Raw genomic sequence first — 14,264 nt, 5'->3', positions numbered from 1 at the left:
CGGTCAGCCCGCGGTGTCGATCGTATCCAGCAACAGTCCGGGCATGGCGTCCGAGGTGCCCAGATAGGGCGCGATCTCGATCGTGACGTCCGGATGCGCGGCACGGGTCTGCGCGACGTCGGCCGGAATGTCCTCGGCCACATGGCGCCCGGCCGCCAGGAAATACGGCAGGACCGTGACATGCGTGGCACCGTCCTGGATCAGCTTTTCCAGTCCGTCGGGAATGCTCGGCGGCGCCAGCTCCAGGAAGGCACACTCGATCGCCGCGAAGCGATCACCGGCAGTGGTCCGGACCCGGTCGGTCAGGCTGCGGACCTCATCGTTGGATTCGGCCCGGCGGCTGCCGTGGGCCACCACGAGCAAAGCGTTTGTCATACAGTGATTCCCGGTAATGCGAGTTGTCGAACACTCATTCAGCATCGACCCGTTTCACGACGGCTTGATGCTACCAGACGCGGCCCGGTCTGGCGGTGGGATCGGGCCGCGCCGAACGGGCGGGCAAGCCATCGTTTGGTCGAGTTGATAGAATACCGGCCCGATCGACAAACGCCGCCGATTTCGGCGAGGTTCGACATGTCAATGCCCCAGAACGAACCCGTGACTTTCACGCGCGACTGCGAGGCCGTGCTCATCCCGGCCGGCGACACCGTCGAGATTCCGGTGGGAACGCACGGCAACGTCACCCAGGCGCTGGGTGGCTCGTTCACCGTCTATATCGCCGGCAATCTCATCCGCATCGCGGGCGAGAACGCCGACGCCATCGGCAAGGAAATGCCGGAGCCGCTCAAGTTGCCGGACAACGCCACCGCCGAGGACGTCGAGGCGATGGTCTGGGAACAGATGCAGACCGTGTTCGATCCGGAGATTCCGATCAATCTGGTCGATCTCGGCCTGGTCTATCGCTGTGAATTCGACCACAGCGACCCGGATAATCGCGTGGTCGATATCGACATGACGCTCACCGCACCGGGTTGCGGGATGGGCGACATCCTGGTCGACGACGTGCGCGCCAAGGTGAAGATGGTACCGACCGTGGTCCGGGTGAACGTGGAAATGGTCTTCGATCCGCCCTGGAGCATGGAAATGATGAGCGACGCCGCCAAGCTCCAGGTCGGCATGCTCTAGCCGGCCCGGGCTGCATCCAAACGGGGCTGGGGCGAATGTTCTGTCCGCGGTCTAGAAGTGGACGATCCCTAGCACGCCGATCACGATCAGATACGCAGCCACAATGTAGCTGAGCAGGCGCGGTGCGAGCAGGATCCCCACGCCGGCGACCAGGGAAATGATGGGCGCGAGATGGCCACTGCTGATGGTTATCGTCATAAGATTTGGATGTTGCTAATCGTGGCGAAGGTCGACGTTGGACTCGTGTTCGACCCGCCGTGTGGAACATGGAACTGATGAGCGATGCCGCCAGGCTAAAGGTGGGCATGCTCCAGGAAGACGGCGCCGATCCCGATGATCGGCGCCCATAAATTGGCGATCGACGCCTTACTGATAGACGCGCTTACGCTCCTGCTCAAGCTTTTTGAGGATCGAGTCCAGCTGATCCGGATAGGCCAGGAAGCGCTGGAACTGGCTCATGCCGAACTTGGCCATTTCGGGCTTGTTGTCCCGGTCGTAGAACTGGGCCGTGTGTTGAACCGTCTTCATGATATTGAACTGCTGCTTCAAAATCGCATTCTCTGGCGGCTTCGCGGCCTTCACCACCGGTAGCTGTCCCAGGGCTTCATTGAGCCGGGTCTGGTTGTCTGGTTTGACTAGGAAGGCGAGGAACGTCTTAGCAGCCTTCTTGTGCTCGGCGCGCTCCGGAATCGCCAGCATGTCGATCGGCGCGTCCTCACCCATCGCGACCTTCGGATTTATTTCCGGGAACCGTACGAAGCCAATCTCGGAGCGCTGATTCTGCGGAATGTTCTGCTGGAAGAATGAACCGATCAGGAACATGCCGGCTTTGCCGTTCAACAGAAAACGCATGGCGCCCTGCCAGCGATACGACGTCGGATCGTCGGTATAGTAGCCCTTCTTGATCAGCGTAGCCCAGTGTTCGAAGACATTCTTCACGCGCGGATCCGTATAGGGAATTTCGCCGTGACAGAGTCTCTCGTGGAAAGCGTAGCCGTTGATCCGCATATCCAGATAATCGAACCAGGCGGCGGCCGGCCAGAGTTCCTTGTCACCTAGCGCGAAGGGCTTGACGCCATTCTTTTTAAGCGTTGCGGAGGCCTTTAGCAGTTCGTCCCAGGTCTTGGGCGGTTGAATGCCGTATTTCTGGAAAATATCCTTGCGGTAGTAGATGCCCCACATGTAATAGGTGTACGGCATGCCCCACTGCTTGCCGTTATACGTCAGCTGTTCGGTGACCGCCGGCGAAACCTTGTTCTTGAAATCGATCTGGTTCCAAAGATCGGACATGTCCGCAAACAAGTGGTTCTTGACGAACAGCTGCATGCGCGTGCCTGGATACCAGTAAACGAGATCCGGCGGATTCGCCACCAGCCAGTTGCGGATCGCTGTTTTCTCGGCCTCGTGATCGTACACATTGACCTTGGCCTGGATATTCGGATGGCTCTTGTTGAAATCCGCCACGATCTCGGCAAAGGCCTTTTGTGAGGCCGGATTGCTTAGCCCCGAATTGATGACGAGCGGCGTGGCGGCCTGGGCGGCCGGCAGGGCTGCAGCGCACAGGCCGAGCACCGCAATACATTGACGTAGTTTTTTCATGAGTCTCCTCCTAGTATTCTGTTTCTATTGGTTTGGAGCTGAAAATGGTTGAGCGCTAAAAACCGGTAGTATCGGGGGCCCGCCAGATGGCGAGATCAGCCGGCGCGATCTGGCGCTGACCGACAACGAATTCCGCGTCGGGCGGTGCGGGTGCTGTCAGGGTCCGTGGCCCGAAATTGAAGGCGAAAACATGATTGGCCCGACGACGGATACGAAGGCCATCGGGCAGATGCTGCGGGGCCAGCCCGGCCTCGCGCGCCATATGCGCTAACAATAGCTCGCAGAGTGTTTGATCCGGCCAGCCCGCGAGATAACGCCGTTGACCATACGCGTAGACCACGCCACGCCCGTCGGCCAAGTGTGCCTCGGGCGCAAGATTGCTTTCGACCTGCTCGAGCCAGCGTTCGATATTCCCGTGATAATCCGATCCGGAAACGGCTTCCGACCAACCGGGCCGAAACGATTCGGCGCGCACGACGCGTAGCGGCAGTATGTCCTGAAGCACCCCCGGGGCGAGTGTGTCCGGTGTGTGAAAAGTCCCGGTTCGCGAGCCGCTGCGTGGGCCGATCAGCGTCGGCCCGGCATAGCTTTCGATGGCCTTGCGCGCGGTCTCGCTGACGAAGGGCAGGCTGGGAATTACCACGAGCGCGTAGTTCGACAGATCGGTATCGGTGGCGACGATATCCACGTCGAGCCCAAGCCGGCGCAGGCCGGAGTAGAAGGTGAAGGCGAGTTGCCAGTAATCGAAGTTGGCGCCCTGTGGCTGCGTGTCGAGCATCCAGCAGGCTTGGTAATCGAAGATCAGCGCGACTGGCGCCCGATCATGAGTCAGCTCGCCGATTGTCCCGATTTCGGCTGCTACACGTGCGGCTTCGTCACGCGCCACATCGGCCGTGCCGTCGGGCCGATAGAGGCCGGTATGCCATTGCTCCTGTGCGAAGGGGGCTTGGCGCCAGCGGAAATAAGAGACTGTTTCGGCGCCGTGGGCAAAAGCCTCCCAGCTCCACAGTCGCACCATGCCGGCTAATGGCGCGGGATTGTGGGTGGCCCAGTTCACCGGCCCCGGCTGCTGTTCCATGACCCAGAACCGGCCGTGGCCGACGCTGCGATAGAGGTCGTGATGAAACGCGGCCATATCCGGGTGGCCGGTCCGCATGTAGCGGCGTTTCGTGGCCTCGTCCCAGGGTCCGACGTCGAGAAAGCCGAGCGGATAGCTATCCCAGGAAAAGGCGTCCAGGTCGCGGCCGAGGGCATGATGATCGTAGCCGGTATAGAAGCCCATGCCGTTGTGCAGCACGGTGCGCCCCGGTGAATGAGCGCGCAGGATATCGACCTGCTCCCGATTGAAAGCCACGACCTGGTCGGAGGAGAAGCGCCGAAAATCTACGCACTGCGCGGGATTGGGCTCAGTGACGGCAGCAATCGGCGGATCGATATCGTCAAACGAGTCGTAGACTTGGCTCCAGAAAATCGTGCCCCAGGCCGCATTGAGCGTATCGATCGTGCCGTAGCGGTCGGCGAGCCACTCGCGAAACGCCTGGGCTGCAGCTTGCGAATAGCTAACCACGGTATCGTGGCAGCCATATTCGTTATCCGTCTGCCAGGCGATGACCGCCGGATGCGCGCCGTAGCGCTGGGCTACGGCAGCGCTGATGCGCCGGCTCTCGGCGCGATAGGCCGGGCTGGAAAAGCAGTAGTGTCGACGCGAGCCAAATCCGCGGGTATGCCCGTCGGCGCCGACCGCCAGGATGTCTGGATGACGGCGGATCAACCAGCGCGGTGGGGTGGCGGTCGGCGTGCACATGATGAGGTCCAGGCCGGCGTCGGCCAAAGTCTCGACCGCGCGATCCAGCCAGCCCCAGTCAAATTGGCCGGGTGCCGGTTCGATTAGAGACCAGGCGAATTCGGCGATGCGCACGCGGCTTATGCCGACGGCCCGCATCTCACGGGCATCTACTGCCCACTGAGTTTCCGGCCAGTGTTCCGGGTAGTAGCAAACGCCTAGCGTCATCCGGCGTTCGGCGGCGTCGGTTGTCGTTTTCTGGTTCATAGGGTTAGTGCACGGCGTCTGCGGCGATCAGCAGCGCCTGCTGCGGCGCTACGATCGGTATCTGGATTCCGCAGCGCTCCAGCCATTCGCCGGTGAATGTATGCCCGTTCTCGTTGAGTGCGTCGGGCATGGTTCGCATGCCGAAATCCTTGCGCCTCGGGTGGTCGAGCAAGCGCACGCGATAATGTCGATCAGGCGCCAGGCCGGTCAGGCGGAGCGGGGGCGGTACCGGATCACGGGCCGAGGCGAGCCGGGCGTAAGCATAAAGCGCGCGGTTACCGTCCGGCGTGATGATGCCGTGTGCGATCACGCCGGACTCGTCGACGTCCAGCCGGACCGGGTGGCCGCCGTGCAGATGAGCGCGCCAATCCTTATAGACTCTGATCCACGCCGCGATATCGTCCGCCTCCTGTTCGTTCAGGGCGGTGACGTCGAGTTCCAGACCGAAATGGCCGAATAGCGCGGTCGCGCCCTGAAAATCGAATTCGATGACGCGGCCCGTGGTGTGCGACGCGTTGGGCCCGATGTGTGCGCCCATGATCTCGGGCGGAAAGAACAGGCGAAAGCCGTCGTGAATGCTCTGACGCTCGATGCCGTCGTTGCAGTCGGATGTCCAGACACGATCGGTGCGCTGCAGGATGCCGAAATCGGCGCGGGCCCCACCCGAGGCGCAGGATTCGATCTCGAGCGTCGGATGCGCGGTGCGAATTCGATCGATCAGTTCATAGACCGCGCGGGTCTGGGCATGCACTGCCGGCCGGCCCGCGTGGCCCGGCTGAGTCAGATCGCGGTTCATATCCCATTTCAGATACGCGATCGGCAGGTTCGAAAGCAATGCGTCGAGATGCTCGAACAGATACGCGCGAACCTCGGGCCGCGCCAGATCGAGCACGTACTGATGCCGGCCGATCGGCTGGCGGTAACCCGGCGTAGCGAGGATCCAGTCGGGATGGGCGCGGAACAGATCTGAATTGGGATTGACCATTTCCGGTTCGACCCATAATCCGAACTGCATGCCCAGTGCGTTGACGTGCTGGGCCAGCGGCGCGAGGCCGTCTGGGTATTTGCCGGCGTCAACGGTCCAGTCGCCCAGCGCGCGGCGATCGTCGTCGCGGCCGCGGAACCAGCCGTCGTCGAGTACGAAGCGCTCGCAGCCGAGCGCGGCGGCGCGATCCGCGAACGCCATGAGGCGCGCCGGCTGATGATCGAAATAGAAGGCTTCCCACGTGTTGGCGTGCACCGGACGGGGCGTTTGCGTCGCGCTTGGCAGGATCCTCCTGCGCACAAACCGATGCCAGGCGTTGGCCATGCCCGAGAGTCCCGTTCCGGACCACGCTGCGTACGCCACCGGCGTTTTATAGCGCGCGCCGGGTTCGAGCACAATTTCGCCGGGAAGCAGCAACTCGCCCAACTGAACCTGACGTCGACCGTCGCGCAGGCGCTCTGCCAGCCAGCGGTGATTGCCGCTCCAGCCGAGATGAAAGCCGAACACCTCGCCGGCCTGTTCGCCGAAATGGGCTGTGCCAGCAATCAGCCCCGGAAAACTGTGGTGCGACGTGCGCCCAGTACGGTTGTCGCCAGTCAATGCCTGGTCTGGCCAGGACTGTCGACGGGTCTGGAATTCGCGGCTCCATCGCCCTTCGAACGTCAGCAGTTCGTCCACGCGCGCCGGCAGCGGGCAGGCCAGAGCGGCGAGCCAGTCGACGGTATAGGGCGCGTCGCCGTTATTGACAAGCTCGACGGCGCTGGTGAGCACACCGCACTCGTCGTCGAGCGTCAGTTCGATGGTAAGCCCAAGCGCAGCAACATCGTCGCGGGCGATGATCACCAGGGTATTGCACTGTTTTTCGATCGCGTCGGTCTCGAAGCGGGTCAGCCACTCGTATCCGCCGCGTGAACCGGCGATGCCAGGATGGCCCATGAAACCGGCGCCGGCTTCCGGTAACAACGACAGAGCGACGTCGTCGTCTAGTCCGCCTTGCGGCAGGGCCCGTGAGCGATCGGCCGCCAGCATGGCTTGGCTGATGTCGCTTTGCAGTCGTTTGCCCCAGTAGGCAACGCGCGGCAGTCCGACGATGCCGTCGTCGATGATCAGCGTGGTGGTGGCCGAGTCGAGTCGAGTCATGATGGCGTGCTTTGTTTGAGCGCCTAGCCCTTGCTCGCGCCGAGCGTTAACCCGGCCACGAAATGACGCTGCATGGCGAAGAACAGCACGGCCGGCGGCATTGCGGCGATCAGAGCGGCCGCCGAAACCAACTGCCAGGACGCGGTGAAATGGCCCTGCAATGACTGTAGAGCGGTGGTGACGGGCCGTACGCTGTCGCTCTGAACCAGCACCAGCGCCCAGAAATAGTCGTTCCATACGTAGGTGAAGATCAGTACCGAGAGTGCGGCGAGCGCAGGGCGCACCAGCGGCAGTACGATATGGATGAAGATCTTGAATTCACTGACGCCCTCGGTACGCGCGACCTCCAGTAGATCGTCCGGCAATTCGGCGATGAAATTGCGCATAAAGAACACGCAGAACCCGCTCTGGAACGCGATATAGAAAAGGATCAGCGCCCAGTAGGTGTTGTAAAGGCCGATCGCGAGCGAGAAGTTACGTACTGGCACCATCAAAATCTGATACGGCACGAAGTTGCCGCCAACAAACAGCGCGAAAAGGAACACGCTGCCGCGAAAACGATACTTGGCGAGCGCAAAGCCGGCCACCGTGGCCAGTGCGATCGCGCCAATTACCGACGGGATGGTGATGATCAGGCTGTTGATCAGATAGCGCAGCATCGGTGTCTGCTGGAAGACTTCGGCGAAGTTGTGTACCAGCGTGATCTGGGTGGGTACGCCCCAGTAGTTACCGGCGTTGATGTCGGCCAGCGAACGCATCGATGTGAGAAACACCGCGATCAATGGCAGTAGCCAGAGCAGCAGCACCACGGGTACCGCGATGCGATAGCCGATCTGGACTGCACGCGATTGTTTTTGTATCGGTTTTGGGAACATCAGCGAATCCGGTCCTTTAAGATGCGCCACAGGAAGAAGCCAATGAACACGCTCATGATCAGGAACAGAATCACGGCTATCGCGGCACCGTAGCCTTCGCGATAGTTGGTGATAGATTCCTGATACATGAACCAGGCCAGCACGCTGGAACTGTTGAATGGCCCGCCCTGCGTCATGATCGAGATCAGGTCAAAGCTGCGCAGCGCGCCGATAACCGTGATGACTACCGCGATGAAGGTCGCGGCGCGCAACTGCGGAAGGATCACGTGCCAGAGCAGGCGCAGACCTTTGGCGCCTTCCAGCCGGGCCGCCTCGATCTGTTCCGGATTCACGCTGTTAAGACCGGTCAGATAGATGATCATGCAATAGGCAATCTGCGGCCAAAGCCCGGCCGCGATGATGCCGAAATTCACCAGCGTCGGACTCGACAACACCGCAACCGGCGGCACGCCGAATAGGCCAAGAAAAGCGTTTATCAGGCCGCCGTCAGGTTGATAGAACCATGAAAAAACCAGGCCGATCACGACCTGGGATAAGACAAAGGGGAAAAAGAACAGCGATTTGGCGAGCCGGATTCCGAGGATATTCTGATTGAGAAACAGTGCGATCAGCAGGCCGAGCGGAGGCGCCAGCATGAACAACACCAGCCACAGGATGTTGTTTTCCAGCGAGGTCCAGAATTGGTCCGAGGTAAAGAGCTCACGATAGTTGCCGAAACCGATGAAATGACCCGCCCCGAAGCCATTCCACTGATAAAAGCTCACGATGAAGCTCTGGATGATTGGGTATATCACCCAGATGGCGAAGAACACAAAAGCGGGCGCCACGAACAGATACGGTGCTAGTGCGCCGCGTCTGACAAGCGGTTGGCGGGGCGCCACCGTGGCCTTTGATGACACGTTGTCTCCTCCTGAAGCGGCCGTTGTACCCGACCGGCTCTCTACGACTATAGTTCCATTATTCGAAACTTTGTTTCAAATTAAGCTAGCGGCACAGCGTGAAGCTGTCAAGGTCCTTTCGAATGCTCCGGATGCCAACACGATGTCCTTATTTCATAAGGCGATTTCTCTGCTCGATCTCATTGCCGAGAGTACGGCGGTGCCGCCGCGTTTCACCGATCTTCTGAATCGGTCGGGGCACCCTCGGGCGACACTGCATCGCCTTTTGCGCGCACTGGCGGCCGAAAGACTGATCACATTCGACAAGTCTACTCAGACGTACCGCCCGGGTCTGAGGCTGCTTGAACTCGCGCATGAGTCTTGGCTTTCATCGGATCTGCGTTCGGTCGCGAGCGCGGATGTGGATTGGCTGGCCGAGCAGACTGGCGAGACAGTTCATCTGGCAGCTTTCGACGGCGACACCATGGTTTACATCGACAAGCGGGACAGCTCCAGCGCGCTGCGCTTGTATTCCGCAGTCGGCAAGCGCGGGCCGCTGTATTGCACCGGCATCGGCAAAGCGATTTTGGCGAGCCTCAAACCGGAACGGCTCGACGAGCTGCTCGACACCCAGGAGCTGATTGGCCATACGGCCCATACGATCACTGATCGCAAGGCGCTGCAGACCGAACTCGACGCGATTCGCGAGCAAGGTTGCGCGTACGACATGGAAGAGCACGAGCCGGGCGTGCGCTGCGTCGCGGCGGCAATCGTCGACCGAAGCGGCGATGTTGTGGGCGGGGTGAGTATCACCGCGCCCTCGATGCGCATGGCCCCCAGGCTCATGGAATCCATCGCGCCGCTCGTGATCGCGGCGGCTGGCCGCATCGCGAATCGCTACAGCCTTTTGCATTAACAGGGAGACTTAAAAAATGGCCGATATAGCGATGCGCGGCATAGTCAAGCGATTCGGCGACGTGGAAACCATCCACGGCGTGGATATGGACATTCGGCACGGAGAGTTCGTGGTCTTTGTTGGTCCGTCGGGCTGCGGCAAGACCACGCTGCTGCGACTCATCGCCGGGCTAGAAGACATCACCGACGGCGATTTGTATATCGGCAACGAACGCGTCAATACGGTTGATTCGGCCGATCGTAGTATTGCCATGGTATTCCAATCGTACGCGCTCTATCCGCATATGACGGTCGAACAGAATATGGGTTTCGGGTTGCGCATGGCGCGGGTGAACAAGAAAGAGGTTCGCGCGCAGGTCGAAAAAGCCGCAGGCATCCTTCAGCTGGAGAAACTGCTTGATCGCAAGCCGAAGCAGTTGTCGGGTGGGCAGCGCCAGCGCGTGGCTATCGGGCGGGCCATCGTTCGGGAACCGCAGGTTTTTCTGTTCGACGAGCCGCTGTCGAACCTGGATGCCGAACTGCGCGTAGAGATGCGCGTGCAGTTGCAGGAACTGCATCGCCAGCTTGAAACCACGATGATCTACGTCACCCACGATCAGGTCGAGGCGATGACGATGGCCGATAAGATCGTGGTGCTGCGTGATGGCAACGTCCAGCAGGTCGGTTCCCCGCTCGAGATCTATGAGCGGCCGAGCAATGCGTTTGTTGCCGGTTTCATCGGCTCGCCGCGCATGAATTTTATCGACACCACCGTCAAAAAAGCTGTTGAAGGGAACATAGAACTTGTCCTTGCGAACGCAGAGCACGATACCGCTGCACCAGCGAGCTTTAATATTCCGCTGCCCTCTAGCGAGAAACTGGCCGTAGACACAGGAATCAAGCTCGGCATCCGCCCCGAGCATCTGCACGAAGGTACGCATGGAGATGCGATCCTGAACATTCCGGTCAAAGTCACCGAGCGTTTGGGCAACGTGACCTATCTCTACTGCGAATATGGCGGCTCCGAGCGGTTCGTGGTTCAGGCCGATGCCTACACGAAGGCTCAGCCCGGCGACACGGTTCAGGTAACGTTCTCAGCCGACGATTGCCATCTGTTCGACGATCAGGGCAGGGCGCTTACGGGCTGAGTTTGGCAGGGATATCAATCGACCAGCTCGTAACCCATGAGCCGTTCGAGCCGCGCGCGCTGGGCGGCGATCACTTCGCGCGTGCCGGCCTTGAGATCGGTGGTGGCGCGCATGGCGGCGTAACCCTCGGCCAGCAGATCGTAGGTTCGGCCGAGACCGAAGGTGCGGGCCGGCGCGCGGGCCAGTTTGAAGGCCCACCACGCGGCGCGGTTGTCGGCATAGTCGGCAACCAGATCCACCAGTTCCTCCAGCCACAGAATCTGCTGCAGCCGGTCGTCGCGCCGGCCGACCCGGCGCAGCGCGCGCACATAGCTGTGCGGGTTGAGGCTGGCGTTGTCGGCCAGCAGCGCGTCGGTCATCGCGGTGTCGAGGCTTTCCGCCGCGGCCTGGAGTTCGATGGTGATCACCAGCGGGCGGTCGCGGTCGACGATCCGGTCGACCGCGCGTGCGACTTTTTCCGGCCGCCCGATCAGCTCCGACCAATCGGCATCGCGATAAAAACGACGCGTGAGAAACTCGAGCAGGGCATCACCGTCATAGGCGGCGACGCGCTCGGCATGAAAGGCCGCGACCCGGTCCGATTGCCAGTGCCGCAATTCGGCCAGGCGCTGGTGGAACAATGGATCGCGCCGTTTCGCGATCGCGCCGCGGGCGTCGCGCAGGGCGGCCAGCGCTTCGCCGAGCGGACGGGGGGCGGCGCTCATGGTCGCCTCGTCACGCGCCGCATGAGCGGGCCCGCCAGACCGGCCGGAGACGGCCCGTGGCCACCGGCGGTCACGCATGCCAGCGAGGGTGGCGCGGCGGCCTCGGGCGGCGTCTCGCGCGCTACATACAGAGCGGTCCGGACGCCCTGGCGATCGGTCTCGATGGGCTCGGAAAAGCCGGGCCAATCATGCCTGAATACATTCATCTCTCATCTGTCGTTGTCCGAACAGCCGCGCTGCCGCAGCCGGTCCAGGGGCTGTGAATGTGGCCCGCGCCGCGCCGCGCCGGGCGGGGTGGCAGGCTCCTGGCCGGGGCGCCGGGTATCGAGTCTACGCCAGTGCGCGACAACGCCGGCTTGCACTGTCCGGGTTTCGGCCCCGCTATCACAGCGGCCGGCATTGACGATTGTGCACGGTGCACGAGCGCGACGCGGGGGCCCTGGCGATCGTTCCCGTATACTGCGGATGACTTGCGAATTTTCTGTCTATTCATACCGGCCCATGCCCGATCACGCCAATGCCGATCTGCAGGCCAGGCGTCGCGCCAGCCTGGTGCGTATCCGCAAGCTGGCGTACTGGCTCGACGACGCCTGGCGTGTGCCGATGATCGGCAAGCGCGTCGGTATCGACGGTCTCATCGGCCTCCTGCCGGTCGTCGGCGATTTTTCCGGGCTGCTCCTGTCCAGCCTGACCATCGGCGAGGCCGTGCGTCTGGGCGCGCCGAAGCGTTTGTTGATCCGCATGGGTAGCCACGTGGGCGTCGATTTCGCGGTCGGTCTGATTCCGGTCGCCGGCGATCTGTTCGACATGACATACAAGGCGAATCGCCGTAATCAGGCGCTTATCGAACGCTGGTTGGTGCATGTCACCGCGGAATCGAACGGCGCCCGGGGCGTCAGCGCCGATCATTGACGGATCAGGAGCCCGGCCCGGCTTTGCCGTGCCATGTTCAAGGGAGGGGTATGACTTCGGATCACCCGACAAACGGTTCGCCGCGACGTCTGCGCGATATGCTCTGTGCCGCCATGGCCGACCGGCCCGTCCCGTTCCATACCATCGAGCTGCCCGGCGGCGACCGCGTCATCGATCGCGGCCCGGGGATCGTCGAGCTGGTGCCGATGACGCCGGTCGCCGATGCCGCGGCCACGGTCATCTCTGCCGGCATACACGGCAACGAAACCGCACCGCTGGAGTTGCTGCTGGATCTGGCCGGTGACCTGGATCATGGCTGTCTAACGGTCGGCGCGCCGGTACTGCTCGTGGTCGGCCATCCGGCCGCGATCGCGGCCGGTACCCGTTATCTCGATACCAATCTCAATCGGCTGTTCGAGCGCCCCGCCGCCGCGGGCGAGAGCCGTGAACATCGGCGCGCCCGCGAGTTGATGGATGCGCTCGATGCGTTCTGGACCACCCACGCCACCGGAGCCTCGGCCGGCGGCCAACGCGGGACGCCATTGCATCTGGATATGCACACCGCGATCCGGGCCAGTCGTTATCCGCGGTTCGCGGTCGAGCCGTTCGCCGCCGTCGAGACCCCGGCGCCGGTCTGGCGCGCGCTCGCCGCCGCCGGGCTGCAGGCGGTGCTGTCCCAGCATGTGGCGAGCCCCACCTTCTCGCATTACAGCCGCGCCCGGCACAGGGTCGTCGCCTTCACGCTCGAACTCGGCCGGGTGGCCCCCTTTGGCGCCAACGACATCACGGCACTGACGCCGATGGCCGATTGGCTGGGCGCGCGCGTGGCGGGCGAGGTCGCGGCGGAAGCGTCGCCACAGAGGCTGGTGTTCTTCCATGTAATCGACGAGCTGCGTCGCGTCAGCGAAGATTTTTCGCTGGGGTTCGGCGACGATATAGCCAATTTCACGCCGTTTGACGTCGGGTCCGTGATTGCCCGGGACCGCGAGGCCGGCGTGACGATCGTTGCCGATGCGCCGGTGTATATCGTGTTCCCCAACGCGAATGTGGAACGCGGTGCCCGCGCTGCGTTGCTGGCCCGACCGGTGCCGGCCCCTGCTACGACGGATGCGTGATGTCGTTGTGATCACGTGCCTGCTAGGCTATTTCGTTTGCCGTTTTGCGAGGGCGACTGAACGCGCATGGCCGATAACGCGATACCGCTGGTCGTTCGAGACCTGCACAAGAGCTTCAACGACAATCCGGTACTCGAAGGTCTTTCACTGGAGGCGCACGAGGGCGACGTGATCTCGTTGATCGGCGCCTCGGGCTCGGGCAAGAGCACGTTCCTGCGCTGCATGAATCTGCTCGAGATCCCCAATGCCGGCGATATCGTCGTGCACGGCGAGCCGGTGGCGTTTCAGACCAGGCGCGGTGAGCGCGAGCCGGCCGACTGGAAGCAGGTCGAGCGTATTCGCGCCAAGCTGTCGATGGTGTTCCAGGGCTTCAACCTATGGGCGCACATGACGTTGATCGGCAACGTCATCGAGGCGCCCGTGCATGTGCTGGGCAAGTCGAAAAAGGACGCGCGCGAGCAGGGCATGGCGTTGCTCGAACGGGTGGGCCTGGCCGAGCGAGCCGAGTATTTTCCGGCCCAGCTGTCCGGCGGCCAGCAACAGCGCGGCGCGATCGCCCGCGCGCTGGCGATGGACCCGGAGGTCATGTTGTTCGACGAACCAACCTCGGCGCTCGATCCCGAGCTGGTCGGCGATGTGCTCAAGGTGATGCGGGGACTGGCCGACGAGGGCCGGACCATGGTGGTGGTCACCCACGAGATGGATTTCGCCCGCGACGTGTCGTCGCAGGTGATCTATCTGCACCAGGGGCGCGTGGAAGAGGCCGGCAAGCCGGGTGATGTTCTGGAAAATCCGAACTCGCCGCGACTGCGACAGTTCCTCGGTCCGCGCTTCTAATA

The 14,264-nt window shown here is 62.2% G+C and carries 14 protein-coding genes; 6 read left to right on the top strand and 8 right to left on the bottom strand.

The window, feature by feature from the left end; genetic code table 11:
• Positions 1-3: 3 nt before the first annotated feature.
• Entirely contained in the window at positions 4-375 is a 372-nt protein-coding gene (locus ACS8YF_RS02455; RefSeq protein WP_440848629.1) for a sirohydrochlorin chelatase, read from the bottom strand.
• Positions 376-573: 198 nt separating this feature from the next.
• Here ACS8YF_RS02455 and sufT point away from each other — a divergent pair, with 198 nt between their 5' ends.
• Positions 574-1,125: a putative Fe-S cluster assembly protein SufT gene (gene sufT / locus ACS8YF_RS02450; RefSeq protein ID WP_109992714.1), complete on the top strand. Its 552-nt coding sequence runs from the start codon at positions 574-576 to the stop codon at positions 1,123-1,125.
• Positions 1,126-1,176: 51 nt separating this feature from the next.
• Here the strand turns inward: sufT and ACS8YF_RS02445 are convergent, their stop codons facing one another.
• The 6 genes from ACS8YF_RS02445 to ACS8YF_RS02420 form a co-directional block, all read right to left on the bottom strand.
• On the bottom strand, positions 1,177-1,323 hold the full coding sequence (locus ACS8YF_RS02445) for a DUF3096 domain-containing protein (RefSeq protein ID WP_440848628.1): 147 nt from the start codon (positions 1,321-1,323) through the stop codon (positions 1,177-1,179).
• A gap of 168 nt (positions 1,324-1,491) precedes the next feature.
• Complete coding sequence (locus ACS8YF_RS02440; protein ID WP_440848627.1) at positions 1,492-2,724, bottom strand: ABC transporter substrate-binding protein; 1,233 nt, start codon at positions 2,722-2,724, stop codon at positions 1,492-1,494.
• 55 nt (positions 2,725-2,779) lie between these two features.
• Positions 2,780-4,735 (bottom strand): beta-galactosidase, encoded by a 1,956-nt coding sequence (locus ACS8YF_RS02435; protein WP_440848626.1) that lies wholly within the window; start codon positions 4,733-4,735, stop codon positions 2,780-2,782.
• 43 nt (positions 4,736-4,778) lie between these two features.
• Positions 4,779-6,899 carry an alpha-galactosidase gene (locus ACS8YF_RS02430; protein ID WP_440848625.1) on the bottom strand — a complete coding sequence of 707 codons (2,121 nt, stop codon included), beginning with the start codon at positions 6,897-6,899 and terminating at the stop codon, positions 4,779-4,781.
• 23 nt (positions 6,900-6,922) lie between these two features.
• Positions 6,923-7,774, bottom strand: a complete 852-nt coding sequence (locus ACS8YF_RS02425) for a carbohydrate ABC transporter permease (protein WP_440848624.1) — start codon at positions 7,772-7,774, stop codon at positions 6,923-6,925.
• Complete coding sequence (locus ACS8YF_RS02420; protein ID WP_440848623.1) at positions 7,774-8,673, bottom strand: carbohydrate ABC transporter permease; 900 nt, start codon at positions 8,671-8,673, stop codon at positions 7,774-7,776. Before ACS8YF_RS02420 ends, ACS8YF_RS02425 begins: the two co-directional genes overlap by 1 nt.
• On the opposite strand from ACS8YF_RS02420, the gene ACS8YF_RS02415 reads away from it, so the two are divergent.
• Entirely contained in the window at positions 8,657-9,568 is a 912-nt protein-coding gene (locus tag ACS8YF_RS02415; RefSeq protein WP_440848622.1) for an IclR family transcriptional regulator, read from the top strand. The two genes, ACS8YF_RS02420 and ACS8YF_RS02415, sit on opposite strands and share 17 nt — an antisense overlap.
• 16 nt (positions 9,569-9,584) lie before the next feature.
• A complete protein-coding gene (locus tag ACS8YF_RS02410; RefSeq protein WP_440848621.1) occupies positions 9,585-10,694 on the top strand; it encodes an ABC transporter ATP-binding protein in 1,110 nt (369 codons plus the stop codon).
• A 14-nt stretch (positions 10,695-10,708) separates the two neighbouring features.
• Here ACS8YF_RS02410 and ACS8YF_RS02405 read toward each other — a convergent pair whose 3' ends face one another.
• The gene (locus ACS8YF_RS02405; protein WP_440848620.1) at positions 10,709-11,398 is read right to left on the bottom strand and encodes an FFLEELY motif protein; all 690 of its coding nucleotides are present in this window, start codon (positions 11,396-11,398) and stop codon (positions 10,709-10,711) included.
• Positions 11,399-11,899: 501 nt separating this feature from the next.
• Here ACS8YF_RS02405 and ACS8YF_RS02400 point away from each other — a divergent pair.
• From ACS8YF_RS02400 to ACS8YF_RS02390, 3 genes are all read left to right on the top strand, one after another.
• The gene (locus ACS8YF_RS02400) at positions 11,900-12,310 is read left to right on the top strand and encodes a DUF4112 domain-containing protein (protein WP_440848619.1); all 411 of its coding nucleotides are present in this window, start codon (positions 11,900-11,902) and stop codon (positions 12,308-12,310) included.
• Between the two features lie 50 nt (positions 12,311-12,360).
• Positions 12,361-13,425, top strand: coding sequence for a succinylglutamate desuccinylase (locus ACS8YF_RS02395; protein ID WP_440848618.1), 1,065 nt, complete (start codon positions 12,361-12,363; stop codon positions 13,423-13,425).
• A gap of 66 nt (positions 13,426-13,491) precedes the next feature.
• Entirely contained in the window at positions 13,492-14,262 is a 771-nt protein-coding gene (locus ACS8YF_RS02390) for an ABC transporter ATP-binding protein (RefSeq protein ID WP_440848617.1), read from the top strand.
• Positions 14,263-14,264: the final 2 nt, after the last annotated feature.

The organism is Salinisphaera sp. SWV1 (assembly GCF_052044155.1).
GTDB lineage: Bacteria > Pseudomonadota > Gammaproteobacteria > Nevskiales > Salinisphaeraceae > Salinisphaera.
The sequence above is the reverse complement of the archived record's forward strand: the minus strand, read 5'-3'. Positions and strand labels throughout refer to the sequence as shown.

Coding starts and splice junctions, on each gene's coding strand:
- ACS8YF_RS02455 (WP_440848629.1), bottom strand. CDS start 375: ATGACAAACGCTTTGCTCGTGGTGGCCCACGGCAGCCGCCGGGCCGAA.
- sufT (WP_109992714.1), top strand. CDS start 574: ATGTCAATGCCCCAGAACGAACCCGTGACTTTCACGCGCGACTGCGAG.
- ACS8YF_RS02445 (WP_440848628.1), bottom strand. CDS start 1,323: ATGACGATAACCATCAGCAGTGGCCATCTCGCGCCCATCATTTCCCTG.
- ACS8YF_RS02440 (WP_440848627.1), bottom strand. CDS start 2,724: ATGAAAAAACTACGTCAATGTATTGCGGTGCTCGGCCTGTGCGCTGCA.
- ACS8YF_RS02435 (WP_440848626.1), bottom strand. CDS start 4,735: ATGACGCTAGGCGTTTGCTACTACCCGGAACACTGGCCGGAAACTCAG.
- ACS8YF_RS02430 (WP_440848625.1), bottom strand. CDS start 6,899: ATGACTCGACTCGACTCGGCCACCACCACGCTGATCATCGACGACGGC.
- ACS8YF_RS02425 (WP_440848624.1), bottom strand. CDS start 7,774: ATGTTCCCAAAACCGATACAAAAACAATCGCGTGCAGTCCAGATCGGC.
- ACS8YF_RS02410 (WP_440848621.1), top strand. CDS start 9,585: ATGGCCGATATAGCGATGCGCGGCATAGTCAAGCGATTCGGCGACGTG.
- ACS8YF_RS02405 (WP_440848620.1), bottom strand. CDS start 11,398: ATGAGCGCCGCCCCCCGTCCGCTCGGCGAAGCGCTGGCCGCCCTGCGC.
- ACS8YF_RS02400 (WP_440848619.1), top strand. CDS start 11,900: ATGCCCGATCACGCCAATGCCGATCTGCAGGCCAGGCGTCGCGCCAGC.
- ACS8YF_RS02395 (WP_440848618.1), top strand. CDS start 12,361: ATGACTTCGGATCACCCGACAAACGGTTCGCCGCGACGTCTGCGCGAT.
- ACS8YF_RS02390 (WP_440848617.1), top strand. CDS start 13,492: ATGGCCGATAACGCGATACCGCTGGTCGTTCGAGACCTGCACAAGAGC.